Here is a 24,545-nt window from a genome sequence, read left to right on the forward strand (position 1 = left end):
CCCGTTTTTCGTATCAGCGATGCTACGTCTATCCGATGAATGACGCAATGGAGTTACCATGAATACGTCTGCTGTTTCACCCGGTCGTGCGGGCTTGTTATTACTGTTGACCGGACAAATGCTGCCGCTGATCGATACCTCGATCACCAACGTCGCCCTTGATTCCATCACGCTTTCGCTGCACACCAATACCACGCAACTCTCTCTGATTGTTGCGCTGTACGGCGTCGCGTTTGCCGTCTGCCTGGCGATGGGGAGTAAACTGGGTGATAACTTTGGCCGCCGCAAAATGTTCTTATGGGGCGTGGCGCTGTTCGGGATCGCCTCGCTGCTGTGCGGTATCGCCAACTCCATCACCGCCCTGCTCGCGGCGCGTACCCTGCAAGGGATGAGCGCGGCGCTGATCATGCCGCAAATTCTCGCAACGCTGCACGTGACCCTCAAAGGTACGGCCCATGCCCGCGCTATCAGCCTGTATGGGGGGATTGGCGGCGTGGCGTTTATCATCGGGCAGATGGGTGGCGGCTGGCTGGTGTCGGCAGATATCGCCGGGCTCGGCTGGCGAAACGCCTTTTTTATTAACGTGCCGATAAGCCTGTTGGTGCTGGCATTGAGCCATCGCTATATCCCGGAAACCCGCAATGAAACCCCAACGCGCATTGACTGGCAGGGCACCTTCGCGCTGGCGCTGATCTTATGCTGCCTGCTCTTCCCGCTCTCCCTCAGCCCGGATTTAGGCTGGCCATGGCAAAGCCAGGCGGCATTACTGGCGATAATTCCGCTAACACTGTGGATGCGTGCCGGCGCGCTGCGTCAGGAACAGCAAGGGCTGCATCCGCTGATGCCGCCACGTTTACTCAAATTGCCCAGCATCCGTTTCGGCCTGTTAATTGCGTTGCTGTTTTTCAGCGCCTGGTCCGGCTTTATGTTCTGTATGGCGCTGACATTACAGGCAGGCGTAGGCATGGCGCCGTGGCAGTCCGGTAACAGTTTTGTTGTGCTTGGGGTGACCTATTTCGCCTCGGCGTGGTATGCGCCGAAACTGATTGCCCGCCACAACGTACGTACCATTCTGCTGAGTGGCATCGCGATTCAAGTAAGCGGCCTGCTGGCGCTGTTCGCCACGCTCTGGTTGACCCATGGGCACCTCAACGCCCTAAACCTTGCGCCTTCTACCGCGCTGATTGGCTACGGCCAGGCGCTGATCGTGAACAGTTTTTACCGTATCGGGATGCGTGACATTGCCACTCAGGACGCAGGGTCGGGCAGCGCCATTCTCAGTACGCTGCAACAGGCCACGCTGGGCCTGGGCCCGGCAGTACTCGGCGGGTTGTTTTTGCATCTGCTTAACCTCACCCTGGGCAACTATAACGAAGCGCTGGGCGGGTTTTTAGTGGCAGAGATCGTGATGATGCTTATGCTTGCCGTCGCCGCGATTGGCGCGCGCCAGCAGCTCGCCCCCCGCTGCCCGGCAAACTGAGGGGATTAGATCTTAGACGGCAGGCGTGCCACCAGCCGCCAGCGAAACCAGATCTGAGCAACAAGAATCAGCACGCCGCCGATAATTTTTTGCAGCGGCAGACGTTCGCTGTACCAGAGGGCAGCAACGATCACCGTTAGCAGCGGTTCGAGCACCATGATGATGGCAGCGCTGGCGACAGCGGCATATTTCTGCCCCTGTAATTGCAGGCCAAAGCGCAGACTGGTGGCAATCAGAATACTGGCGACCAACCACAGTGCAGTGGTGCCCGTAAACGGCTGCGTCCAGTGTTCAAATAAAAGTGAGATCAACACGCCCGCAACCCCCGTCACCGCCAGTTGCACCGTGGTGAGCGGGAGTAGCGGGACATCACGGGCAATGCGGCTGGTGTAGCAAAACGAAATGGATTGCACAAAAGCGGTCAACAAAAACCAGCCCTGGCTGGGATGAAAGACAATCGGCGTATGCAGGCTTAACAGCGCCAGGCCAATAAAGGCGAGCGGCAGGCACTCCCAATAGGCGCGGGCCGGACGCACGCCCATCATAGCCCAGGCCACCAGCGGCACAAACAGCATAGAGAGGCTCATGATAAATGCCCCCTCGCCCAGCGATGGCGTGGTCGACACCGACCAAATCCACAGGCACAACGTGAGTGCCATCCACAACGCGCTGATAAAGACCTGGCGCAATTTTGCCAGCGCAATACGCTGCCCGCGACAAAATGGCAGCAATACCAGCGCCGCGCCTAAAAAGCGCAGCCCCAGAAAGGCAAATACGGGCATCCCGGAGATGGCCTCGCGGGAAAAGATCCAGCCGCAGGCGGCAATGATGGTGGTGATGACCAGAAACAGTTCTGCTTGTCGTTGCCGGTTCATGGCAAAGCTCCCAGGGTATAAAAAAGCCAGCGAAAAGGCTGGCAAAAAAATCACATCAATATTATCAGGCGCTGGCGCGGGAAATATACTGCCAGTCCATCATGATCCTCTCCGCCGGGGCCTCGGGGTTATCGATTTTATTGAGCAGCAGCCCCACGGCTTTGCGACCAATCTCTTTTGACGGTTGATAAACGGTCGTCAGCGGCGGTGTCACCATTTCCGCCAGTTCTGTGCCATCAAACCCAACCACCGCAATATCCTGCGGCATTTTCAGTCCGGCTTCGTGAATGGCCAGCACGGCCCCCGCCGCAAGGGTATCCGACACCGCAAAGACCGCATCGGGACGTTCAGTGTGGCGCAGCAGCGCCTGCATGGCCGCTTTCCCGGCGCTAAAACTCAGGTCGCAGGCATACTCAACAACCGCATACTCACACTGGTGCGCCTTAAGTCCGCTGTGGTAGCCCTCTTCCCGCGAGCGGGCATATTTATAGCTGAGATCGTGGTTAATCAGCGCGATACGCTGACAGCCGCGCGCCAGTAATCGATCAATCACGCATTGCGCGGCGCCAACATCATTGATGCCCACGCAGGAGACATCGCCGTCATCGGCATATTCCGCGCACTGCACCCAGGGGGCGTTACCGATAAGCGTCGCCAGTTCCGGCAAGCGCGAGGAGGCGTCCATGGTGATAATGCCGTCGACGATTTTCCCGGAAAGCAGGTTCAGCGCCGAGCGGGAGCGCGCCATGTCCGAACCGGTATTGCACAGCAGGATACGAAAGCCGTTTTTTTCCGCTTCCTCTTCAATCCCTTTTACCACCTCGGCGCAAAACGGGTTGGCGATATTGGAAACCAGCACCAGAATCATTGAGCTGCGGGCGGTGCGAAGCTGGCGCGCCAGCAGGTTCGGCTGATAATTGCTTTCGGCAATGGCTTTGAGCACGCGCTCGCGGTTTTTTTCTTTAACAGATTCACTGTTATTGAGCACGCGCGAAACGGTCGCGACGGAAACGCCAGCCAGCCTGGCGATTTTCTGAATGGACATAACGTCGATATTTCCTGCGGTTAGCGTCTGGCTAGCAGGCTACCACAACGTCGGATGGCATGCACGATGCACACCTGGTGCCGCATCCGGATAGCATGGCAGGCGTAAGCGCCGCCAGGGTTGTCCCGGATGCGGTTACGCCTTATCCGGGACAACCCGCCCAGGGCGACCTACCTCAACTGGCCACTGTCACCCACTTTTGCTGCTGGTGACTTTGCAGGATGGCATCGATAATAAACATCACGCTGGCCCCATCATAGAACGAGGCAAACCGCGCCTCATCGCGGGCTGGCATTTTCCCGTCCTGCACCGCGCGATAGAAATTCAGCATCATATTCTTAAACGCATCCGGCCAGCCTTCGATATGCCCGCCGGGGAAATGGGCGCTGGCGGCGACATCCGGCGACATCAGCCCTGGGTCATCGGTCAGTATCTGGTTAGGCTGCTGGCGGTGGCCAATCCAAAGCTGTTGTGGCACTTCCTGGTCCCAACCCAGTGAGCACTCACTACCGTTTACTTCAAAACTGAGGCGATTTTTCCGCCCCGCACTCACCTGCGACACGCTAAAACAGCCCTTACTGCCATCATCAAAACGGACCAGCACCGACCCGGCATCCTCGGTAGTCACGGTTTTGTCCTCCACCTCTGCGGCCTGCTGAGTAGAAGTGAAGGTTGCAGCCCCGCGACTGGCTTTGCGTGTCGGCCAGACAATAGAGAGATCCGCCATCACCTGGGTTATGCGCCGTCCGGTGACAAATTGCAATGTATCGCACCAGTGCGAACCGATATCGGCCACCGCCCGCGATGGCCCGCCGGTTGCCGCGTCGACGCGCCAGTTATAGTCCGTTTCCAGCAGCATCCAGTCTTGCAGATAACTGCCGTAGACGGAAAACAGCCTGCCGAGCCGCCCGGAGCGGCGCAAACTCGCCGCCTGCTGAACCATCGCAAACTGGCGATAGACAAAACTGACGCCATGCACCACCTTTGCCTGTTCGGCAAGCACCACCAGTTCACGCGCCTCTTCGGCGGTCATGCACAGCGGTTTTTCCGAAAACAGATGCTTTCCGGCCCGCAGGGCCTGGCGGTTAATTTCTGCATGCAGATGATTCGGCGTACAGTTATGAACCACCTGTAACCCCGGATGCGCCAGCAGTGCCTCCACGCTGGCATAGGCGTGCGGCACGCCAAGCTGCCGCGCCTTTTGCTGCGCGTCCGCCAGATCCGCATCGCACAGCGCCACCACCTCAACAAAGCCCAACCGCCGAATAGCTTCAATATGCGCCGGGCCAATAAACCCGGTGCCAATAATCCCGACCTGAATCATTCCATACTCCCCAGTCCTAACATGTTGCGCACACTACCCCGGTCTTCTTGCCCGGCGGCAAAATCATCAAACGCGTATGCCGACACGGGGATGATGTGACGGCGAATAAACTCGCTCCCTTCCCGCGCGCCGGTCTCTCCCGCTTTCAGGCAACATTCCCACTCCAGCACCGCCCAGCCGTCATAGCCGTACTGGGTGAGCTTGCTGAACACCGCGCCAAAATCGATTTGCCCGTCGCCCGGCGAACGAAAACGGCCGGGCCTGTCGACCCAGTTTTGATAGCCGCCATACACGCCACTGCGGCCCTCCTTCCGGTACTCCGCGTCCTTCACATGAAAAGCTTTGATGCGTTCATGATAGATATCGATAAACGCCAGATAATCAAGCTGTTGCAGGTGAAGATGGCTCGGGTCGTACAGGATATTGCAGCGCGGGTGGTTGCCTACGCCGTCAAGAAAACGCTCAAAAGTGGCGCCGTCATGCAGGTCTTCACCGGGGTGAATTTCATAGCACAGGTCCACCCCCTGTTCATCAAAGCGGTCCAGCACCGGTCGCCAGCGGCGGGCTAATTCAGCAAACGCCTCTTTAAATAACAGGGCGTTATGGGGCGGCCACGGGTAGAGATAAGGCCAGGCCAGCGCGCCGGAGAAGGTCGCATGGGCGCGTAACCCAAGGTTGTTTGAGGCACGCGCCGCCTGAAACAGTTTTTCTATAGCCCAGGCCTGACGCGCCGCCGGGTTTCCCCGCAGCGCCGCGGGTGCAAAGCCGTCAAACGCCGCGTCATAAGCCGGGTGTACCGCAATCAGTTGCCCTTCAAGGTGGGTGGAAAGCTCGCTAATCACCAGACCGCGCTCCGCCAGCACGCCGCGCACATCATCACAATAACTCTGGCTTTGCGCCGCCTGTTCGACATCAAAAATCGCCGGATGGTTACAGGGGATTTGCAGCGCCTTGTACCCTAACCCTGCCGCCCAACCGGCCAGCCCTTCAAGCGTATTAAACGGCGGTTTCTCCCCAATGAATTGCGCCAGAAAAATCCCCGGCCCCTGAATGGTTTTCATAGCACCTCCCACAGCTTATGCGTGCTCTTGGTCGTTGTATTTAAAAGAAAGAAGGAAAATCAGCGCGATAACGGCCGCGGCAATCGCCGGGATCCACCAAAAGGTCACCCACGCCTGCGGCAGTGTCTGCCCGGCGACAAGGCGGTTGTACAGCGCGCCGGAAATTTGTGAGCCCAGCAGCATGCCAATGCCATAGGTAAACATCACAATCATGCTTTGCGCCTGGCCTTTTACCTTTTCGCCCGCCACGCGGTCGGTGTAGATAAAGCCGACAACGAAGAAAAAGTCGTAACAGACACCGTGCAGCAAAATGCCGAGATAGAGCAGGAAGCGCCCTTGCTCACTGACGCCGAGGGCAAAAAAGGCGTAACGCACAAACCAGGCGCACATGCCGATAAGCAGCATGTACTTCACGCCAAGACGGCGAAACAGCAGCGGGATCACCAGCATAAAGAAGATTTCAGACATCTGGCCGAATGACATGGCGGTACTCACATCCGCCACACCAGCATCCGCCAGATACGAGGCGGTATAGGCGTAATAGGTGCCGAGTGGGACGGAAATCAGCGTCGCGCAGAGCGAGAAAACAAAGAAGTGACGGGTTTTGAGTAAGGCAAATGCATCGGCACAGAACAGATCGCGCATAGCGACAGGCAGCCCTTTAGCGGGTGCCGGCGTATGCGGCAACGTCAGGCTATAAAGCGCCAGCGCTACGGAGCAGATTGCCGCCACCTGGAAAATGGTCACGCTGGAGGAAATACCCGTTACGCCGATAAAGATCCCCGCCACAATCCAGCCAATGGTGCCGAACACGCGTACCACCGGGAAAGTTTTATCGATATTGCTCAGGCTGTGGAAGGCAATATTGTTGGTCAGCGCAAGTGTAGGCATATAGCACAGCGTATAGCCAAACAGCAGCGCAATCAGCATGGCGCCGTTTTCCGCCACCAGGGCCTGCGGCACAAACATCAAAATCGCGGCCCCTGCCAGGTGCATCACCGCCATCACTTTCTGCGAGGCGAAGAACCGGTCCACCAGCATGCCGAGCACGAACGGCGACAGAATAGACGCAATAGGCCCGGCGGAAAATGCGTCGCCAATCAGCAGCGACATGTTGTGCTGCGTCATCACCAGACCGAGCGTGACAGACCAGCTCCCCCAGATAAAAAACTGTAAAAACATCATCAGCGACAGCCGCGGTACCAGCAGTCGATGCTGGACCAGATTTCCACTACTTTCGGTTGTTGACACCATTTTTTTGCCTCACCTTTAAAAAGTAATCGATTACAAAACACATCAAGAAGAAAAGTAATCGATTACAATTTATTTATCCTGCACGCTGACGCAATTGTGGGAGATCAATCACGATAAATTTACCAAGGAGAAAATGCCCCGCCAGATCCGGCGAGGCAGCGATCATTACGCGCGTTTTGCAGAACGGCGTGACAGGCGGAAAGCAGCAAACAGAAAGAGGATCCACACCGGCAGCAGAATAGCAGACAGGCGCATGCCGTCCATGGTGCACATCAGGATGAGGATCATCAGCATAAAGGCGATGCACAGATAATTGCCGAAGGGATAGAGCAGCGCCTTAAACTGGGGATCGCGCCCTTTACGGCGCATCGCGGCGCGGAATTTCAGGTGCGCCAGCGAAATCATGATCCAGTTCAGCAGCAGCGTCGCCACCACCAGCGCCATCAACAGTCCAAACGCCTCTTTTGGCAGGATGTAGTTAACCAGCACCACCAGAGACGTGATCGCCCCGGAGAGGAACAGTGAGTTCACCGGCACGCCGCGACGGCTGACGCGGGTCAGGAACGCCGGCGCATTTCCCTGTACCGACAAACCAAACAGCATGCGGCTGTTAGAATACACACCGCTGTTATAGACCGACAGTGAGGCCACCAGGATGACAAAATTCAGCGCCGATGCCACGAGGTTGCTGTTCAGGTTATGGAAGATCATCACAAACGGGCTGCTATCCGCTTTGATATCAACCCACGGATAAAGCGCCAGCAGAACCACCAGGGAACCGATATAAAAGAGCAGAATGCGATAGACCACCTGGTTGACCGCTTTCGGGATAGTGGTGTGCGGCTCGCTGGCTTCTGCCGCCGTGATCCCAATCAGTTCCAGGCCGCCAAAAGAGAACATAATTACCGCAAGGGAGAGGATCAGGCCGTTCCAGCCGGTAGCGAAGAAGCCGCCGTGAGACCAGAGATTGTCAAAGCTGGCTTTTTCTCCGCCGTGGCCGCCGAACAGCATCCACAGGCCAAAGCCGATCATGCCAATGATCGCCAGCACTTTGATAAGAGCAAACCAGAACTCGGTTTCGCCATACAGACGCACGTTAACCAGGTTGACCGCATTAATAATGATGAAAAAGGCGGCAGCCCAGATCCAGGTGGGGACATCGGGAAACCAGTACTGCATATAGATGCCGGCGGCGGTCAGTTCCGCCATGCCCACCAGCACAAACATCGCCCAGTAGTTCCAGCCGGATAAGAAGCCTGCAAAAGGTCCCCAGTATTTAAAGGCAAAATGGGCAAATGAACCTGATACCGGCTCCTCAACCACCATCTCACCAAGCTGGCGCATAATTAAGAAAGCAATGATGCCCGCGACGCCATAGCCCAGCAGCACGGCGGGCCCCGCCATCTGAATTGCCGGACCGATACCCAGAAACAGCCCGGTACCGATAGCGCCCCCCAGGGCGATTAATTGAATATGGCGGTTTTTTAGTCCTCGTTGCAGCGTCGGCCCCGATTCCGACGCGGTATCTGCTGAATGCTCAGATACCCTTGACGCGTTTTTCACGTCTTTCCCCTTTTCGTGTTTTCGTAAAGCCGCACCTTTTAACATTTACGGCACGGCGTAGCAAGAAAGTCAGGGTCGCCAAAAAGGCGTCGTGAGCAGGCACGCAATATCGCCTGCCATGGAGACGCACGGGATAATAACCCGTTCTGCATAGATGACTTGAGAAGCCCTCCGGCAAAAAGCCGTGTATTTACGACAGAAGAAAACTGAGAAAAACGCATCACGCGTTATGCTTGAATATCGGGACATCAGAGAGCAAAGTGGGTCGGCAAGCGCCGTGTCATGCCGCTGTCAGGTTACTGTCGGGTGCATGTCGTGTCGCTATTTTTGCTTTTGGGCGACGCTGTCATCCTGCTTACCACGGAGACATTCTGATGAGTACCAATCGAGTGAAAGAGTTTCGCCTTGCCCGTGCCTGGTCACAGGAACAACTGGCGGAAATGGCTGCATTAAGCGTGCGCACCATACAGCGCATTGAAAACCAGGAGCAACCAAGCCTGGAAACACTCAGCGCCCTGGCTGCCGTTTTTGAAGTGAGCGTTAGCGAACTGTCCGGCAGCACACAAAGCGAAGGCGATGAAGCGCTGGATCAGCGCATTACGGAAGCCAGAAAGCAACTGGAAGAAGAGAGCCGCCTGTACCGCTCGATATTAACCGCGGTGGTGGTCTGCGTTTTACTCTATATCCTCAATCGCACCACCTCGCCAGAGAGCGTCTGGTCGCTCTGGGTGGCTGCCATCTGGGGCGCATTACTGGTGGTGCGTGGGCTGCGTGTTTTTGTCTTTGGCAATCTGATTAGCGGGTGGCAGAAAAAACGGCTGCAAAAGCTGCTGCGCAAGTAATGAGATAAGCGCGCTACTGCCAGTGCGTAGCGCCTTGCCGGACCTTACAGGCGCTTGATAAAACAGACCGCCTCAGCCCTGCCAATATAGACACCGTAATTGTCGGTAACGGTGTAGCCATGCTTTTCATAAAACGCCACGGCCTTGTGGTTGACGCGCCGCGTTTCGAGGGTAACTTCGCGATAGCCAAGCGTCCTTGCCGCCTCTTCCAGAAAGCACAGTATTGCGCTGCCCACCCCCGCTTCGCTCCCCGTGGAATACATCCTTTTCAGTTCCGCCGTTTCCTGGGTTAACGGGCGAATAGCGCCACAGCCTATCGCAACACCCTGCGCGTTTCGGGCCAGCGCCCATACTGAACGCGCGGATTGCAGGTCATCAATGTTAAAAGATCGCTTGCCGCTGCTGCCGGTGATGCGCGCAAGCACGGCAGAGAGTTTTTCAATAAGCGCCTGCGAGTCTGCCGATAGCGGATCGGCTCTTTCTACCTGGATCATTCTTCCCTCTTACGGCTGATACAGAGCGCGCAATCGGCCCCTCGCCCTGTAGAGAAGAAGAGAAAACGCTAACGCTGCATTCCCCAGCGCTTAATCGTCACCTTCTCCAGAGTGGCAAACACCACCCCCTCCACCAGCAGGCCAATCGCAATCACCGTCACCAGCCCGGCGAATACCCTGTCAGTAAACAATTCATTGCGGTTCTGGAAGATATACCACCCCAGCCCGCCCTGGCCGCTTGAGGCGCCAAACACCAGCTCAGCGGCGATCAGTGTACGCCAGGCAAACGCCCAGCCGATCTTTAACCCGGCGAGGATCGACGGTAGTGACGCCGGGATCAAAATGGTTAAAACATAACGTGGACCACTCAGCCCATAATTGCGCCCGGCCATGCGCAGCGTTTCCGGCACGCCACTGAACCCTGACCAGGTATTAAGCGCAATCGGCCACATCACCGAATGTACCAGCACAAACACCAGGCTGACATTCCCCAGCCCGAACCACAACAGCGCCAGCGGCAGCAGCGCAATAGCGGGTAATGGGTTAAGCATCGCCGTTAGCGTGCTCAGCAGATCACGGCCAAACTGCGTGGTGACTGCCAGCGCGCTCGCCAACAGGGCCAGCACGCTGCCAATCAAATAGCCCTTTAGTAATGTGCTAAACGAGTTGACGATCTTCTCCGGCAACTCGCCGTTACGCATATCCTCTGCCAGAGCATGCATTGTCTGCACCACGCCTGGCAACATCAAATCGTTTTGCGCCACCCGCGCGGCCAGCTCCCATAACGCCAGTACCAAAAACAGAATCAATGATTTGCGCAGCCATGTCTGATTCCATAAGCGCTGGCCCAGCGGTAACGGCGTCTCAACCGGGAGATCGCGCAGCGGCGCAAGCTCACGCTCAAACTCAGGACGAATGTAAGGTGGCTGCGACATAGGCACGCTCCTGTTTCTGTTCGGGCCGCGGGTCGTTCGCCGTGGTCGGGAATAACAAATCGTGAATATGACGGGCGGCATGTTGAAACGCTTCGCTACCGTAGTCATTCAGGGAATATTGATGGCAATTGAGTTCAGCACGTACCCGGCCAGGGTGCGGCGATAGCACCAGAATTCGGCTTCCCACCACCAGCGCTTCCTCAATAGAGTGCGTCACAAACAGCAGCGTAAAGCGTTCTTCCTCCCACAGGGCGAGCAACTCCTCTTGCATCGTGCGACGCGTCAGGGCATCCAGTGCGGCAAAGGGTTCATCCATCAGCAGAATACGCGGTTTCATTGCCAGCGCCCGGGCAATCGCCACCCGCTGCTTCATGCCCCCCGAGAGCATATGCGGCATCACATCGGCAAAGTCCGCCAGCCCCACCTTGCTCAGGAAATGCAGCGCCGTGTCTCGGGCTTCCGGGCGAGTAGCCTTGCGACTTGCCAGCAACGGAAACATCACGTTCTCCAGCACCGTCTTCCAGGGCGGCAACTGGTCAAACTCCTGGAAAACCATCATCCGCTCCGGACCAGGGGCGCGAATACGTTGTCCTTCCAGCAACATTTCCCCGCCGCGCGGTGCAAGAAAACCCCCTGCCGCTTTTAGCAGGCTGGATTTTCCGCACCCGGATGGTCCGAGCAAAATAAAGCGATCGCCTGGCCAGACATCAAAGCTGACATCATGGGTAGCCCGCACCTGGCGTTCACGGGTGCGGTATTCAATATCCACATTTCTGACCTGCAGCAGTGGTCCGTCGGACTTTGTCTGAGCCATCGTTGCCTCCGCCATGCGGCTTAACTGCCTGGGTTTTCCCACGCTTCGTTGAAGAAATAGTCTTTCCAGGAGTCGGCTTTGTTTTTCAACACGCCCAGCTCATGAAGTTTTTCGGCGTATACACCCGTACGTTCAGGCGAGACGGTAAAGCTGATTTCCGGGTCATTAACAATTTTTTGTACCAGCGCCAGCGGCAGGCGAGATTTCTCTACCCGAATATAGGTTTCTGCGGCTGCATTTTTATCGGCATTAATAATTTTTGCTGCTTCGACCAGCGCACGATAAAAGGCTTTATAGGTTTTTGGATTCTCATCATGAAATTTTTGCGTGGTGTACAACACGTTAAATGTCGCCTGTCCGCCAAGCACATCATAAGAGCTGAGAATTTTATGTACGTTGCTGTGTTCCAGCGCCTGATACTGGAATGGCGGGCTGGAGAAATGAGTTGTAATTTCCGAGCCACCGGCAATTAATGCGGCACTGGCATCCGGGTGTGGCAAGCTGACGCTTATATTATCGAAACGTTTGAAATCGGCGTTGCCATATAATTTGGCGGTTTCAATTTGCAAGGTTCGCGACTGGAATCCCACCCCTGCTGCGGGTACTGCGATACGGTCTTTATCGCTAAGATCTTTTATGGTTTTCACCGCCGGATTATTGCTGAGCAGGTAGTTAGGCATCGATCCTAATGAGGCAATCGCCTTCACATTTTGTTTGTCTTTGGTGCGATCCCACAGGGTCAGAAGCGGTGGAACCCCGGCAGACGCCACATCCAGCGCGCCGGAAAGTAGCGCTTCATTCATGCCTGTCGCCCCGGAAATGGTGCGCCAGTCAACCTCAATATCGAGCCCCTCTTTTTTCCCCTCTTTTTCGATAAGCTGTTGGTCACGCACCACATCAAGAATCAAATAACCAATACCAAACTGCTGTGCAATGCTGATTTTTCCTTCTGCCAGCGCCGATGCGCTAATACCGCTCAGCGCGACGGTCAACATTGCGCTGGCGATCATTTTCATTTTATTCATGTCCTTTCCCCGGAGGTTTCATAAGTCATATCCGGAAAATGATTGGCTGGCGGGGCATTAAAAAGGAAATGATTTTATTCGCAATGCTTAGCTAAAAATTCACAATAGAGATTTGCGGTGTTTTATGGAGATGAATAGTTAAAAAGTGGCAAAGCTAAGTTATTTTTGATGGTTATGTAAAAAAAGCATCCTCGCTATAGTCAAAATACACTCAATAACCCTGCTTGCGGTAAGATTAATTATGTCCGTATTAACCCACCAGCAATTGCGCACACTGCTGGAACAGCATCTCGTGCGTGTAAATACCCCACCAGACATTGCCCGCCAGGTCGCTGACAACCTCGTCGACGCCTCGCTAAAAGGTCACGATTCACACGGCGTTACCCTGCTTCCACGCTATATCAGCGCCATTCTGGCGGGCGATTTACAACCGTCGGCGCAGTTGCGGCTGATTCGCGATGCTGGCCCCCTGCTCTCTTTTCATGGCGGCTACGGTTTTGGCCAGGTTCTCGGCAGGCAGGCGATGGCGGCGGGTATTGAACGCGCGCAGCAATATGGCGTCGCGCTGGTAAGCCTTGCAGATTCACACCATCTGGGGCGTATCGGCGCCTGGGCCGAACAGGTCGCCGCGGAGGGGCTGGTGTCGATCCATTTTGCTAATGTCGCCGCGCCGTCTGCGGTATTACCGTTTGAGGGACGCAACCCGCGCCTTGGCACCAATCCCTTCTGCGTGGGCGTGCCGGTCAGCGGGCGAGCGCCGGTGATTCTGGACTTCGCCACCAGCGCCATCGCCGGGAATAAAGCGCGCATTGCCTGGAATGAGGGGCGCGCCATTCCGCCAGGCTGTGCGGTGGATGCAGACGGTAATCCCACCACCGATCCGCGCTGGCTAATGGAGGAGCCATATGGCGCGTTGCTGGCCTTCGGCGGGCATAAGGGCGCAGGGCTGTCGCTGATTTGCAGCCTGTTGGGGGCCGCGCTAACCGGCGGCGAGACCGAGAGCCACCAGATCCCGCCGCGCAAGGGCATCATCAATAATATGCTTTCTATTATTTTCGATCCTGCCCGGCTGGGCGCGGGCGAGAATTATGTTAAGGAGGTGATGGCTCAACTGGACTGGATAAAGCACGACCAGCAGGGGCACGATGTTCTGCTTCCCGGCGAACCGGAAGCCCGCGCCAGGCAACAGCGGCTGGAGAACGGAATCTACGTTGACGAGGTGAGCTGGAAACAGTTTGAGGCGCTGGGGCTGTAGGTTTTCCCGCAAAGTGGCCTTTTCCCCTCACTCCAGGGGCGAGGAAACCGCTTTTCACCCTCTCCCTAACCCTCTCCCCAAAGAGGAGAGGGGACCGATCGTGCTCGCATTTTGTGGGGATTCCTCACCCCTTGAGGGAGAGGGAACAGCCGCAGACCCCTCCCCGCCACTTTTTTTTGAAAGTTGCACAAAATTTGGGGTTGATAACCAAGATGATAAAGATTATCTTTCTCATCACCGAGTAGTTGAGTAAATCGCTCAGGTATTCGGTACGACATTGCTCACATTGCTTCCAGTATTATTTGCCCGCGCGTCACGTGCGGGCTTTTTTTTGCCTCTGGCAAAGTGGCTGTGATTTGCCTTTAGGAACAATAATCTACCGTAATAATCATCTGTAATCCGCTGCAATGAAACCGTCACAATCAGGCTTTATCCTCAGATTATTCTTATCAAGGAAAACAGCAGGATCATGGATATACCTCTTTCATCGCGGCAGCTTACTGCGGGCGTGTTACGTATTGCCGTTCCGCACGTAACCCCCGAAGCAAATAATGTGCAGGTCATGTCGATGTTCTCCGAACATAAGTCACTGATTGGCTTACCCGTTCTTGAACAGAATCGCCCTATTGGCATGATTAACCGCCACATTTTTCTTTCGCAGATGAGCCGTCCGTTTTTCCATGAACTGTATGACCAGAAAAGCTGCATCGCGTTTATGGATAAAACGCCGCTCATTGTCGAGGCTGACGCAGGCCTGGATTACCTGGCCGAGCGCGTCATCGAAACGGGCGATAAAGCGATTACCGAGGGGTTTATCCTGACCGAAGATAACCAATACATCGGTATTGGCCTCGGTCTTGATCTGATTCGCACGGTATCGGATTTGCAAGCGAAACAGCATAGGCAAATCATGCAAAGCATTGAATATGCGCGCATCATTCAGGAGTCCATGCTCAGCCGCTCACGGCAAAACATTGAGCAAACGCTGAATGACTGGTGTCTGTACTGGCACCCACGTGATTGTGTAGGCGGCGATATTTACGCCTTTCAGCGCTGCGAAAACGGCTGGCTTCTGGTGCTGGCCGACTGTACCGGGCACGGCGTTCCCGGTGCGTTTATGACCTTTATTTTTTCGTCTGCGCTCGAAAAAGCGCTGACTCAGGCGCAGGCCCACGAGCCAGATCGCCTGCTCGCGTCAATCAACCATTATATAAAACAGACGTTGAGCCAGAGTCATCCCACCGCAGATATGGGCCAGTCCAACGACGGTTGTGACGCCATCGCCGTGTTTGTCGATACGCAAAATGAGCAGCTCATTTGGTCTAACGCGCGTATGCATGCCTTTATGCTCGGCGCGGACGACGAAGAGGTCGTTAATCTTGACGGCGATCGCAAAGGTATCGGCTATTCAGATACGGCCACAGATTATCAGTGGCGTCGTCATCAGCGTCCGTTACGTCGCGGCGATCAGTTGTTGATCGTAACCGATGGCGTAACCGACCAGATTGGCGGTCCGCGGGAAATAATGTTTGGTAAGAAGCGTATTCAGTCATTGTTATTGCAGCAACGTGCGCTGCCAATGTCGTCCATTTCCGAGGCGCTACTCCTGGCGCTGACGAGCTGGCAGGGCAAGCAATCCGCGCGTGATGACATGACCTGGTTTGGTTTCCGTTGGTGATAAATTAAATGAAAATAAGCGACCTGCAGGTCAAAGAAGCGGTTTTGCTCCCCCTTTTCACTCTTCAGCGGCAAAGCGCTGTCGAGCTTTTTTACACGGGCTATTTTTCCCAACAGCACATTGTGTCGATGGGTGACGTGATGCGCACGTGGCTGGATAAACATGAAGCCTCCTCTGCGACGCGTCGCAAATTATTCTCTGTCTTTATCGAGATGGGGCAAAACATCGTTCGCTATTCATCGGATGAACGCTTTCTGTGCACGGGCCAGGATGAATTGCGCTATGGTTCACTGTGTTTTCACACCGACCAGGCAAATTATTACCTCGAAACCGCAAATCTGGTTGGCCCGGAAGAATCCTCTTTGCTAAAAACAAACCTCGAAGTCCTGCGCACAATGACCCAGGCGGAAATCCGCAATGCCTGGAAACAGGGATTACGCAGTGAAGCGCCTGCCACAAGCAAGGGCGCGAACATTGGTTTGTTGACCATGGCGCGGGATACCAGTGAGCCACTGGAGTATCGCATTCATCCACTGGCGGCCAGTCCGTTGTCCGCCTTTCACCTAAAGGCAACGTTTTGCCATGACTGATATGACATTAACCTCTTCCATTGAGCAGCCCGCAACCCAGGCCACACCGGAAGTGAATTTTGATTTTTCAGCACATCGTCTGGTGCTTAAAGGTGAAGCCTATCCTGAAAATGCCGCGGCGTTCTTTCGTCCGCTGTTGCAGGCCATTGAGAACTGGCTGCAAGACAAACCGGCCACCGATGAACCGGTTCGTCTGCATGTCGCGCTGAGCTATTTCAATAGCTCCAGCACCAAGCTGTTATTTGAACTGTTCGAGTGTCTGAACGGCTTTGCGAAAGGCGGTATCGCCTGCGAGCTGCACTGGTACTATGACGAAGAAGACGATATTTCCGAAGAATTCGGTCAGGAGTTACGTATCGACTTCCCTTCCCTGGCGGTCTTTCTTATCCCGGATCTTGACGCATGCTAGATATTAATGAGCTTTTCAAGGAGGAATATTCCGTACTCGAAGAGGCTCGCCTGGCAGCGGCAGACGCCACGCTGCCCGCAGACGCCTGTCGTGAAAAACTGTGGAGCGTGGCGAAGCATTATCAACGCCTGATCCGCGAATCCTACCGCGTGATCAGCCGCAGCGACCGTGCGGAACGTGAACTGAACCGTATGAATGAGCAACTGCAAAAACTGGCGGCGCAGCTTGAGTATGAGGCCACGCACGACCCGCTCACCGCCGTCTTTAACCGCAGCGCCATCATCAACCACATCAATAAATCCCTGACGCAGGCAAACGTCGCTCTGATCCTGCTGGATATTGATCACTTCAAACGCATCAATGATGAATATGGTCACCCCACGGGTGACAGGGTGATTTGCGCGCTGGTATCGCGCATTCGCCGCGCGCTGCCGGAAAGTGCGTCCATTGGTCGCGTCGGCGGTGAAGAGTTTACGATTTTACTGCCGGAAGCCCGCATTGAAGATGCGATGATCATTGCCAGTTACATTCACTCTTCCCTGAATGCATCGCCGCTGGATGTCTTACCGCAACAACTGGTGACCGCCAGTTTCGGTGTCAGCCTTGGCATGAAAAACAGTGATTTTGAAAACCTGTACAGCGCCGCCGACGCCGCGCTTTATACAGCGAAAAAGCGCGGGCGTAACCAGGTTGCGCTGCATGAGGACTTTTTTCGCCAGGCCCCCCCGGTCCAGGCGAACATCGCACTCGTCCGTTAGGGTAGCAGGGCATCCTGATATGCCGGTCGTCAGTCGCGTTATTCAATGACGACCAGCGGCTCGTCAAACTCAACCGGCTGACCACTTTCCGCCAGAATCGCCTTCACTACCCCTGCTTTGTCCGCTTCGATCTGGTTCATCATTTTCATCGCTTCAACAATGCACAGGGTATCGCCCACATTCACTTTCTGGCCGACTTCACAGAACGCTTTGGCATCCGGACTCGGCGTGCGATAGAAGGTCCCGACCATTGGGGAACGCACGATGTGACCACTGATTTGTGCGGCAGCAGACTCTGCCGCCACTGTGGTTACGACTGGCGCAACCGCGTTTGACTGTGCTGGTTGCGGCATGACGGGGAGGGTATACGTATGCTGTGTCGCAGGGGTAGCGACCGCGCGACTGATACGCACCGACCCTTCGCCTTCGGAAATTTCCAGTTCGGAGATGCCTGACGCTTCGACCAGTTTGATCAGTTGCTTGATTTTCTCAATATCCATAGGGGTTCTCAGTGGTTCAGTGCCGGATGTCGCGCAAGTGTAACGACGTGAATATGCAGTGTATAGAAGAGGTTATTGCAAAGCGCAACGATAAACAGGATCTCCGGCGATCGAAGGGGAATAACGGAATGCGCAGGGTGAAGAAAAACAGCGGCGCTAAAAACGATTAAGCCCTGGCAGATGCCAGGGCCTGGTGTTTTAAGTCGAGCAAATACTTCAAGTTTATTTACCCTCCCGGCGCTTATCTCCGGCACTCACTATCTATTGTGGCGTTAGCTCTGTCTGGGGGTGAAGCCATAGTAGTCTATCGGAAAATTCCTGGCAATAAGCAGATCATACCAGCTTTTCAGAATTATGACGGCGATCATAATTTCCTAAAGGTTCCAAAAAAACCACTAAATGTCCAAAAAAAAGCCAGCTCTCACGAGCTGGCCGCAACATGTCCAAAACCTTTTATCCAACAATGTCTTTCAATAGAGAAGACCATCATTACATACACAGAGAGCTTTGCATTCCTAATGCGCTTTAAGCGTAGACCGCAAAGTTAGCCCTGCCATAAAACAAGAAAATTCCTGGCAGCGCGATTAAAGCCATTGCTCTAAAAGCAATCCCTGTGCGCCAAAAACCGGGTCGCTATGGGGGAAGGTCGCACTGGCAATCGCGGCTAACCTTTGCGCATCGGCTGCATCACGGCAAATATCGAAATCCTGCCCTGGTGGATACGCGCCGACGACGGAAAAATCCGCGCTACTGCCGAGATTACAGTGCCCCGTCCCGGCAGGTAATACCACCACATCGCCCGCCCGCACGGTCAATTCTTTACCGCCCGGACCGCCCAGTATCAGCCTGGCTTCACCGCCGACAAACCCCAGCACCTCATGCGCCGTGCTGTGGTAGTGGTGGTAATCAAACACCCCGTCCACCCATTGCGGCGGCCAGCCATTTTTCGCAAACAACTGCTGCGCGTCCTGGGCTGTTGCCCGCCCCGGAATCACCTGACGATACAGCAATACGGGCAACACAGGATTATTGGGTACCCACTCTTTTGGCGAAAGCAAGAAAGCCCCGGTCACGGGAGCCGAAGCTGCCGCGGACTGCCCCTTTTCAGCCGCCTCAAGCAGCCAGGGGGTCGTCAGTGCAGCGCCAGAGAGCATCTTCATAAAACAGCGACGATTCATATCAGCCATAGCACCTCCTGCATGTTGATCCATCTCCTTAGCGTAGATGAAATCCCACCATCCCTTCGCCCTCTTGCGATATCTGTCGCTGCGGATCCCGGCGGCGATCATTTTTCTGCCGATGAAATTCCTGTAATTTCATCAAGATTACAAATGGGTTATCGATCGCCAGGGATCCGGCCATTAAAGGTAGGTCGTTGTGCAAGAAAATAAGAAGATGTCCGCGTCGCCTGACGCGAAACCCACATTGGGGCAGCTCTGGCTGGCTTGTTTTATGTTAGGAGTGACCGGGTTTGGCGGGGTGTTGCCGCTTATGCACCGGGCGCTGGTGGAAAAAAAGCGCTGGCTATCAGAACAACGCTTTGCCGAACTGCTGGGGCTGTGTCAGTTTCTGCCTGGCGGAAATGCCGTGAATTTGTGCGTCGCCACCGGGGTGGAATTTCATGGCATAAAAGGGGGATTTATCGCGCTGGTGGGGTTACTGACCGCACCGCTGCTGGTTATCGTCTGTCTTGGCAATATCTGGCTGCTCTGGCATGACAACCCGCTGGTCGCCTCGGTCTTCGCCGGTATATCCGCCGCTGCCGCGGGGCTTATCATTGCTACTGGCCTGAAAATCTTGCGCTCAATGCCGCGTGCGCTGACATCGTGGCTTATTCTTGGCGGGATCATTGTTGCGATTGCCCTTTTCCGCCTGCCGCTGCTGCCGGTCTTACTGGTCGCCGTGCCGCTGAGTATTATGCTGAGCTACCGGAAACACACATCATGACAACGCTGTTTTCCCTCGCCTTCATTTTTTTACAGCTCTCGTTTTTAGCCCTGGGCGGCGGTAATGCCATTATCCCTGAGTTGCAACGCCAGGTGGTCGATGTGCACCACTGGATGACCTCACGGGAGTTCAGCGAACTGTTCGCTCTCGCCCAGGCCGCGCCTGGCCCCAATATGATGATTACCTCACTGGTCGGCTGGCGTGTTGCGGGCATCGCCGGACTGATGGTGTCGACCGTTTGCCAGTTCGTCCCCTCGTCACTGATCGTGGTGGCGTGCGTAACCTTATGGAATAAGAACACCGACGAGAAAATGAAACGCGTATTAAACCATGCGTTAATCCCGCTGACGGTCGGGCTGGTTATCTCCGGCGGGGCGCTGGTCGCCGGGGCGGTGATCCATGATTATCTGCAACTCGCCACGATCGCGGTCTGTATTGTTCTGTTTTTGAAAACCCGCCTTTCGCCGCTGATTTTACTGGCCGCAGGCGGAATCGTCGGACTGATAGCCGCCTTATACGGGCTATAACCTCATCTGCCACACCGCCACATCCAGACTGTCACTCCCCCTTTGCGAAGGGGGCGTGTAACCTGCATACTACCGCTTATTTTTTCACCGAATTCGCCCTGACTTCCCCACACCGCCTTGCCCCACGACCACGCACCATTGTCGACATTTGCACCAATTTAGCCATCAAAAAACCTTATTTTGCAGCCAAAAAGCGCGAAAAACCGCCTTTTAACGCCTGGCACAAAAATGGCATAGAGAAACAAACTTAACCAGTTAGTCAAAAAACAGGGGAGGCCTGGAATGAGCCAGTTGATCTATGCAGAGGAATCTGCGGTCGTACCGTTAAAACCGGCAACCACCACCGCACGGCCTGCCATCAGGGTAAACCAGGCCAACGTGATTTACCCGGCAGCCGACCAGCCGGTACATGCGCTCAAAGACATTAACCTGACCATTCGCCAGGGGGAGTTTGTCTCGTTTATCGGCCCTTCCGGCTGTGGCAAAACCACGTTATTGCGTGCCATTGCAGACCTCGAACCCATCACCTCCGGCGAAGTGCTGGTTAACGATATGTCGCCTTCGGAGGCACGCCAGGCGGGGGCCTACGGCTATGTCTTCCAGGCCCCGGTCCTCTTGCCATGGCGCACCGTGCTGGCCAACGTCAAACTGCCGCTGCAAATCCAGGGCGTGCCGCCGGAGCGCTGCGACGAAATCGCCCGCGAGCAGTTGGCACGCGTCGGGCTAAAAGGCTTTGAGAAAAAATATCCGTGGCAGCTTTCCGGCGGCATGCAACAGCGCGTCTCCATTGCCCGTGCGCTGGGTTTTGAACCCAAAATTCTGATGATGGACGAACCCTTTGGCGCGCTGGATGAACTGACGCGCGACAACCTCAACCAGCAGTTACAACAACTGTGGTTTAACGAACAGCGCACGATGGTCTTTGTGACCCACTCCATTTCCGAGGCCGTCTACCTGTCGACCAAAATTGTGGTGATGTCGCCGCGTCCGGGCAGGATTGTGAAGGTAATTGACTCCCCGCTTCCCGCCGGGCGCTCCCTTGCCATTCGCGATACCCCGGCGTTTTTACAGCTCGCCGCCGATGTGCGCGAAGCACTGGTGGAGGGACATCATGACCATTAGTCAGCGTCTACATCTGCACGTTCTGCCCGTCGGCAGCGTATTGCTGGTGGCGTTGATCCTCTGGTACGTGCTGGCTTTCGCCCTGAATGCTTCCGGGGTGATCGACCGTGTACTGACCCCGCGCGGCCCCTGGACAAGCACAGACCTGATTGCCGCCTCCCTCAATGCCACCCGCCCGCTGCTGCCTGCGCCGCATCAGTTGGTTATTGATATCTGGAACAGCATCACCCAGTGGCCGCTCACTTCGCCGCGCAACCTATTACTGCATACCTGGGTGACCGCCAGCGCCGCGCTGACCGGTTTCGCCATGGGCGTGATGTTAGGCGTACTGCTGGCGGTGTGCATTGTCCATTCACGGACGCTCGATAAAGCGCTGATGCCGTGGATTGTCGCCTCGCAAACCATTCCGGTACTGGCGATTGCCCCCATCGTGCTGATTATTCTCGGCAGTCTGGGGGTTACGGGTATGCTCCCCAAAGCCACCATCGCCATGTACCTGTGCTTTTTCCCGGTCACTATCGCCACCGTGCAGGGGCTGCGTTCGCCGCAAAAAATGGAGATGGAACTGGTGCATACCTATGCCGCCAGACGGGTCGATATCTTCTGGATGGTGCGTCTGCCCTCCTCGTTGCCCTATCTCTTTCCGGCCTTTCGCGTCGCCATTGCCAGTGGTCTGGTCGGCACGATGGTGGCGGAGCTGCCCACCGGCGCACAGGCCGGGCTGGGGGCAAGGCTGCTCACCGGCTCCTATTACGGCAACACCATTCAGATCTGGTCTGCGCTGGTGATGGCCTCCCTGCTGGGCCTGGCATTAACCGGGCTGGTAACCCTGACCGAACGGCTGGTGATGCGCCAGCGTAAGGGGGCATGATGAAAAAAAATACAACGCCAGGCACCCTGCTGTTAGTCAGCGCCTTCATTGTTGCCGTTCTGTCGCTGATTCAGTTAAGCGGAGACAGCGATGCCGCTTATGGGCTTCGTTTCCATGCGCTGCTGCTTGTTGTCTGTTCGCTGCTGGCCTGTTCACAGACGGCTTTACGTAGCGTGCTGTTCGCCGCTGCGCTCGCAGGCAGCGCACTCTGGCTTGCGCTGTTGCCGTTTAATGGCCTGAGCACCCTCGCCCTGGCGCTGCTTGCCGCCGTCAGCGTACAGCGACTGGCGAGCGCCCCGGTCCCGCCTGCCGCCGTCGCCGCGCTGCTCGGCATCTGGCTGCTGTGGTTCTGGCAGATTCTGGTCACCGGCTTTGCCGTTCCGCAGGTCATCCTGCCTGCGCCACTGGATATTCTCACGGCGTTAGTCGACGGCGTCTCGCTACTGGCGGGTGACCTGGTACAAACGGTTCTCAAATCGGTGCTGGTGGGATATCTGCTGGGTTGTGGTTTAGGCATTGGCGTGGCGCTGCTTATCGACCGCTTACCCTTCCTGCAACGCGGGCTGCTGCCGGTCGCCAGCCTGACCAGCACCGTACCGCTGGTTGGCGTCGCGCCTATCGCGGTGATGTGGTTTGGTTTCGACTGGCCGTCAAAAGCTGCCGTGGTCATTCTGGTGACCTTTTTTCCGGCGCTGGTCAGCACGCTTGCCGGGCTGAAAGCAAGCGGCAAGCTTGAGCAAGAGCTGATGTATTGCTACGCCGCAACGCCCCACCAGCAGTTGCGCATGCTGCGCCTGCCCGCCGCACTGCCTTTTATTTTTAGCGCCCTGAAAGTGAACGCCACCCTGGCGCTGATTACCGCCATCGTCGCCGAATATTTTGGCTCACCGACCGCCGGGCTTGGCTTTCGTATCTCCACAGAATCGGCACGCATGCATATGCCCATCGTGTGGTCAGCGATTGTGGTGTCATCGCTGGCCGGTTCGCTGATTTACACCTTGCTGGTCCGGCTCGATCGCCGCGTAAATTTCTGGCATCCCTCGATTCGCGGGATGGCAACGGAAAAGTAAAACAACATAAGAACATGATGATGCACACTAACCCGAGGAGTTATCCCATGATGAAACGTTCCGCTTTTCGCCGGGGGTTGTTGCTGGCGGCAATGTCTGTGGCTTTTACCTTTTCAGCACACGCAGCAGAGAAAGTCACGCTGCAGTTGAAATGGGTACCGCAGGCGCAATTCGCTGGCTACTACGTGGCGCAGGAAAAAGGGTTTTATAAAGAGGAAGGACTGGATGTCACGATCAAACCCGGCGGTACGGATATCTCCCCGGTTCAGGTGATTGCTGGCAAATCAGCAGATGTCATCGTCAACTGGCTGCCGGATGCGCTGGCCTCACGCGAGGCGGGCGTGCCGCTGGTGAACATTGCCCAGGTTTATGATCGTTCCGGGATGATGCTGACCTGTAAAAAATCGAGCGGCATTAAAACGCCTGCCGACTTCAAAGGTAAAACGCTGGGCGTCTGGTACGGCGGCAATGAGTACCCCTTCTTCAACTGGATGAGCAAACTGAACCTGAAACCGGGCAAAGACATTACCATCCTCAAACAGGGCTTTAACGTTGATCCACTGTTGCAGGATCAGGCAGCCTGTATCTCCACCATGAACTACAACGAATACTGGCAGTTGATCGACGCAGGCTTAAAAGAAGCGGATCTGATCACCTTCCCGTATGAGGATCAGGGCGTTTCCACTCTTGAAGATGGCCTGTATGTGCTGGATTCCAGCCTGAAAGACCCGGCGTTCGTCGCCAAAATGGCGAAGTTCCTCAAAGCCTCGTTCAAAGGCTGGGATTATGCGGTGAAACACCCACAAGAGGCGGCGAAAATCGTGGTTGCTGAAGATGCGTCCGGCGCCGCCACCGAAGAGGTACAGACTCGCCAGATGGAGAACGTGGCGAAGCTCATCACTAACGCCAACACACCGAAAATCGGCTATCTCGACCCGGCGGCCTACCGTCGCACCATTGATGTTTTACTGCACAGCGGTGGCGATACCCCGGTAATCAAAAAAGATCCGGGTGACAGCGCGATGACCCATACCGTCTGGGATGCCGCGGCGAAGCTGAAATAACCCCTCCCCCGCCAGGGAGGGCGGATTTCACTGGAGCCTGTC

25 protein-coding genes are annotated in these 24,545 nt (G+C 55.7%); 13 read left to right on the forward strand and 12 right to left on the reverse strand.

Annotation, left to right across the window (positions count from 1 at the left end):
- The first annotated feature begins 58 nt into the window (after positions 1-58).
- Positions 59-1,480 (forward strand): MFS transporter, encoded by a 1,422-nt coding sequence (locus C5523_RS20215; RefSeq protein ID WP_108701846.1) that lies wholly within the window; start codon positions 59-61, stop codon positions 1,478-1,480.
- A 5-nt stretch (positions 1,481-1,485) separates the two neighbouring features.
- Here C5523_RS20215 and C5523_RS20220 read toward each other — a convergent pair whose 3' ends face one another.
- From C5523_RS20220 to pheP, 6 genes are all read right to left on the reverse strand, one after another.
- Entirely contained in the window at positions 1,486-2,355 is an 870-nt protein-coding gene (locus C5523_RS20220; protein WP_079497961.1) for a DMT family transporter, read from the reverse strand.
- Between the two features lie 64 nt (positions 2,356-2,419).
- Positions 2,420-3,400 carry a LacI family DNA-binding transcriptional regulator gene (locus tag C5523_RS20225; protein ID WP_108701847.1) on the reverse strand — a complete coding sequence of 327 codons (981 nt, stop codon included), beginning with the start codon at positions 3,398-3,400 and terminating at the stop codon, positions 2,420-2,422.
- A 175-nt stretch (positions 3,401-3,575) separates the two neighbouring features.
- Positions 3,576-4,724: a Gfo/Idh/MocA family protein gene (locus C5523_RS20230; protein ID WP_108701848.1), complete on the reverse strand. Its 1,149-nt coding sequence runs from the start codon at positions 4,722-4,724 to the stop codon at positions 3,576-3,578.
- Complete coding sequence (locus C5523_RS20235) at positions 4,721-5,785, reverse strand: sugar phosphate isomerase/epimerase (protein ID WP_107222521.1); 1,065 nt, start codon at positions 5,783-5,785, stop codon at positions 4,721-4,723. The genes C5523_RS20230 and C5523_RS20235 overlap by 4 nt, the downstream gene beginning before the upstream one ends.
- 15 nt (positions 5,786-5,800) lie before the next feature.
- Positions 5,801-7,039: an MFS transporter gene (locus C5523_RS20240; protein WP_108701849.1), complete on the reverse strand. Its 1,239-nt coding sequence runs from the start codon at positions 7,037-7,039 to the stop codon at positions 5,801-5,803.
- Positions 7,040-7,204: 165 nt separating this feature from the next.
- Complete coding sequence (gene pheP, locus C5523_RS20245; RefSeq protein WP_041852233.1) at positions 7,205-8,602, reverse strand: phenylalanine transporter; 1,398 nt, start codon at positions 8,600-8,602, stop codon at positions 7,205-7,207.
- A 374-nt stretch (positions 8,603-8,976) separates the two neighbouring features.
- On the opposite strand from pheP, the gene C5523_RS20250 reads away from it, so the two are divergent.
- Positions 8,977-9,444, forward strand: a complete 468-nt coding sequence (locus tag C5523_RS20250; RefSeq protein WP_041852234.1) for a helix-turn-helix domain-containing protein — start codon at positions 8,977-8,979, stop codon at positions 9,442-9,444.
- A 44-nt stretch (positions 9,445-9,488) separates the two neighbouring features.
- Here C5523_RS20250 and C5523_RS20255 read toward each other — a convergent pair whose 3' ends face one another.
- From C5523_RS20255 to C5523_RS20270, 4 genes are all read right to left on the reverse strand, one after another.
- Positions 9,489-9,938 carry a GNAT family N-acetyltransferase gene (locus C5523_RS20255; RefSeq protein WP_041852235.1) on the reverse strand — a complete coding sequence of 150 codons (450 nt, stop codon included), beginning with the start codon at positions 9,936-9,938 and terminating at the stop codon, positions 9,489-9,491.
- A 68-nt stretch (positions 9,939-10,006) separates the two neighbouring features.
- Positions 10,007-10,873 (reverse strand): ABC transporter permease, encoded by an 867-nt coding sequence (locus tag C5523_RS20260; protein ID WP_107222523.1) that lies wholly within the window; start codon positions 10,871-10,873, stop codon positions 10,007-10,009.
- Positions 10,845-11,687, reverse strand: coding sequence for an ABC transporter ATP-binding protein (locus C5523_RS20265; RefSeq protein WP_107222617.1), 843 nt, complete (start codon positions 11,685-11,687; stop codon positions 10,845-10,847). The genes C5523_RS20260 and C5523_RS20265 overlap by 29 nt, the downstream gene beginning before the upstream one ends.
- A 20-nt stretch (positions 11,688-11,707) precedes the next feature.
- Complete coding sequence (locus tag C5523_RS20270; protein WP_172600714.1) at positions 11,708-12,697, reverse strand: ABC transporter substrate-binding protein; 990 nt, start codon at positions 12,695-12,697, stop codon at positions 11,708-11,710.
- A 256-nt stretch (positions 12,698-12,953) separates the two neighbouring features.
- Between C5523_RS20270 and C5523_RS20275 the strand changes: the two genes are divergently transcribed.
- The 5 genes from C5523_RS20275 (at position 12,954) to C5523_RS20295 (ending at position 17,402) form a co-directional block, all read left to right on the forward strand.
- Positions 12,954-13,967, forward strand: coding sequence for a malate/lactate/ureidoglycolate dehydrogenase (locus C5523_RS20275; RefSeq protein ID WP_108701850.1), 1,014 nt, complete (start codon positions 12,954-12,956; stop codon positions 13,965-13,967).
- A 469-nt stretch (positions 13,968-14,436) separates the two neighbouring features.
- A complete protein-coding gene (locus tag C5523_RS20280) occupies positions 14,437-15,645 on the forward strand; it encodes a SpoIIE family protein phosphatase (protein ID WP_041852239.1) in 1,209 nt (402 codons plus the stop codon).
- A gap of 8 nt (positions 15,646-15,653) precedes the next feature.
- A complete protein-coding gene (locus C5523_RS20285) occupies positions 15,654-16,235 on the forward strand; it encodes a SiaB family protein kinase (protein ID WP_041852240.1) in 582 nt (193 codons plus the stop codon).
- The gene (locus tag C5523_RS20290; RefSeq protein ID WP_071193932.1) at positions 16,228-16,644 is read left to right on the forward strand and encodes a DUF1987 domain-containing protein; all 417 of its coding nucleotides are present in this window, start codon (positions 16,228-16,230) and stop codon (positions 16,642-16,644) included. The genes C5523_RS20285 and C5523_RS20290 overlap by 8 nt, the downstream gene beginning before the upstream one ends.
- Positions 16,638-17,402 (forward strand): GGDEF domain-containing protein, encoded by a 765-nt coding sequence (locus tag C5523_RS20295; RefSeq protein ID WP_041852242.1) that lies wholly within the window; start codon positions 16,638-16,640, stop codon positions 17,400-17,402. Before C5523_RS20290 ends, C5523_RS20295 begins: the two co-directional genes overlap by 7 nt.
- 38 nt (positions 17,403-17,440) lie before the next feature.
- Here the strand turns inward: C5523_RS20295 and accB are convergent, their stop codons facing one another.
- Entirely contained in the window at positions 17,441-17,902 is a 462-nt protein-coding gene (accB, locus tag C5523_RS20300; protein ID WP_041852243.1) for an acetyl-CoA carboxylase biotin carboxyl carrier protein, read from the reverse strand.
- Positions 17,903-18,486: 584 nt separating this feature from the next.
- Complete coding sequence (locus C5523_RS20305; RefSeq protein WP_108701851.1) at positions 18,487-19,089, reverse strand: cupin domain-containing protein; 603 nt, start codon at positions 19,087-19,089, stop codon at positions 18,487-18,489.
- Positions 19,090-19,297: 208 nt separating this feature from the next.
- Between C5523_RS20305 and C5523_RS20310 the strand changes: the two genes are divergently transcribed.
- The 6 genes from C5523_RS20310 to C5523_RS20335 all read left to right on the forward strand — a co-directional run bounded on the left by C5523_RS20310 (position 19,298) and on the right by C5523_RS20335 (position 24,503).
- Complete coding sequence (locus C5523_RS20310) at positions 19,298-19,849, forward strand: chromate transporter (RefSeq protein WP_041852245.1); 552 nt, start codon at positions 19,298-19,300, stop codon at positions 19,847-19,849.
- On the forward strand, positions 19,846-20,376 hold the full coding sequence (locus C5523_RS20315) for a chromate transporter (RefSeq protein WP_071193934.1): 531 nt from the start codon (positions 19,846-19,848) through the stop codon (positions 20,374-20,376). The genes C5523_RS20310 and C5523_RS20315 overlap by 4 nt, the downstream gene beginning before the upstream one ends.
- A 282-nt stretch (positions 20,377-20,658) precedes the next feature.
- A complete protein-coding gene (locus C5523_RS20320) occupies positions 20,659-21,498 on the forward strand; it encodes an ABC transporter ATP-binding protein (RefSeq protein ID WP_041852247.1) in 840 nt (279 codons plus the stop codon).
- Positions 21,488-22,369: an ABC transporter permease gene (locus tag C5523_RS20325; RefSeq protein ID WP_071193936.1), complete on the forward strand. Its 882-nt coding sequence runs from the start codon at positions 21,488-21,490 to the stop codon at positions 22,367-22,369. The genes C5523_RS20320 and C5523_RS20325 overlap by 11 nt, the downstream gene beginning before the upstream one ends.
- The gene (locus C5523_RS20330; RefSeq protein ID WP_223878727.1) at positions 22,366-23,439 is read left to right on the forward strand and encodes an ABC transporter permease; all 1,074 of its coding nucleotides are present in this window, start codon (positions 22,366-22,368) and stop codon (positions 23,437-23,439) included. The genes C5523_RS20325 and C5523_RS20330 overlap by 4 nt, the downstream gene beginning before the upstream one ends.
- Before the next feature lie 47 nt (positions 23,440-23,486).
- Positions 23,487-24,503, forward strand: a complete 1,017-nt coding sequence (locus C5523_RS20335) for an ABC transporter substrate-binding protein (RefSeq protein WP_041852249.1) — start codon at positions 23,487-23,489, stop codon at positions 24,501-24,503.
- Positions 24,504-24,545: the final 42 nt, after the last annotated feature.

It is taken from the genome of Phytobacter sp. SCO41 (assembly GCF_003073275.1).
GTDB classification, from domain to species: domain Bacteria; phylum Pseudomonadota; class Gammaproteobacteria; order Enterobacterales; family Enterobacteriaceae; genus Phytobacter; species Phytobacter diazotrophicus.

Coding starts and splice junctions, on each gene's coding strand:
- C5523_RS20215 (WP_108701846.1), top strand. CDS start 59: ATGAATACGTCTGCTGTTTCACCCGGTCGTGCGGGCTTGTTATTACTG.
- C5523_RS20220 (WP_079497961.1), bottom strand. CDS start 2,355: ATGAACCGGCAACGACAAGCAGAACTGTTTCTGGTCATCACCACCATC.
- C5523_RS20225 (WP_108701847.1), bottom strand. CDS start 3,400: ATGTCCATTCAGAAAATCGCCAGGCTGGCTGGCGTTTCCGTCGCGACC.
- C5523_RS20230 (WP_108701848.1), bottom strand. CDS start 4,724: ATGATTCAGGTCGGGATTATTGGCACCGGGTTTATTGGCCCGGCGCAT.
- C5523_RS20235 (WP_107222521.1), bottom strand. CDS start 5,785: ATGAAAACCATTCAGGGGCCGGGGATTTTTCTGGCGCAATTCATTGGG.
- C5523_RS20240 (WP_108701849.1), bottom strand. CDS start 7,039: ATGGTGTCAACAACCGAAAGTAGTGGAAATCTGGTCCAGCATCGACTG.
- C5523_RS20250 (WP_041852234.1), top strand. CDS start 8,977: ATGAGTACCAATCGAGTGAAAGAGTTTCGCCTTGCCCGTGCCTGGTCA.
- C5523_RS20255 (WP_041852235.1), bottom strand. CDS start 9,938: ATGATCCAGGTAGAAAGAGCCGATCCGCTATCGGCAGACTCGCAGGCG.
- C5523_RS20260 (WP_107222523.1), bottom strand. CDS start 10,873: ATGTCGCAGCCACCTTACATTCGTCCTGAGTTTGAGCGTGAGCTTGCG.
- C5523_RS20265 (WP_107222617.1), bottom strand. CDS start 11,687: ATGGCTCAGACAAAGTCCGACGGACCACTGCTGCAGGTCAGAAATGTG.
- C5523_RS20270 (WP_172600714.1), bottom strand. CDS start 12,697: ATGATCGCCAGCGCAATGTTGACCGTCGCGCTGAGCGGTATTAGCGCA.
- C5523_RS20275 (WP_108701850.1), top strand. CDS start 12,954: ATGTCCGTATTAACCCACCAGCAATTGCGCACACTGCTGGAACAGCAT.
- C5523_RS20280 (WP_041852239.1), top strand. CDS start 14,437: ATGGATATACCTCTTTCATCGCGGCAGCTTACTGCGGGCGTGTTACGT.
- C5523_RS20285 (WP_041852240.1), top strand. CDS start 15,654: ATGAAAATAAGCGACCTGCAGGTCAAAGAAGCGGTTTTGCTCCCCCTT.
- C5523_RS20290 (WP_071193932.1), top strand. CDS start 16,228: ATGACTGATATGACATTAACCTCTTCCATTGAGCAGCCCGCAACCCAG.
- C5523_RS20295 (WP_041852242.1), top strand. CDS start 16,638: ATGCTAGATATTAATGAGCTTTTCAAGGAGGAATATTCCGTACTCGAA.
- accB (WP_041852243.1), bottom strand. CDS start 17,902: ATGGATATTGAGAAAATCAAGCAACTGATCAAACTGGTCGAAGCGTCA.
- C5523_RS20305 (WP_108701851.1), bottom strand. CDS start 19,089: ATGGCTGATATGAATCGTCGCTGTTTTATGAAGATGCTCTCTGGCGCT.
- C5523_RS20310 (WP_041852245.1), top strand. CDS start 19,298: ATGTCCGCGTCGCCTGACGCGAAACCCACATTGGGGCAGCTCTGGCTG.
- C5523_RS20315 (WP_071193934.1), top strand. CDS start 19,846: ATGACAACGCTGTTTTCCCTCGCCTTCATTTTTTTACAGCTCTCGTTT.
- C5523_RS20320 (WP_041852247.1), top strand. CDS start 20,659: ATGAGCCAGTTGATCTATGCAGAGGAATCTGCGGTCGTACCGTTAAAA.
- C5523_RS20325 (WP_071193936.1), top strand. CDS start 21,488: ATGACCATTAGTCAGCGTCTACATCTGCACGTTCTGCCCGTCGGCAGC.
- C5523_RS20330 (WP_223878727.1), top strand. CDS start 22,366: ATGATGAAAAAAAATACAACGCCAGGCACCCTGCTGTTAGTCAGCGCC.
- C5523_RS20335 (WP_041852249.1), top strand. CDS start 23,487: ATGATGAAACGTTCCGCTTTTCGCCGGGGGTTGTTGCTGGCGGCAATG.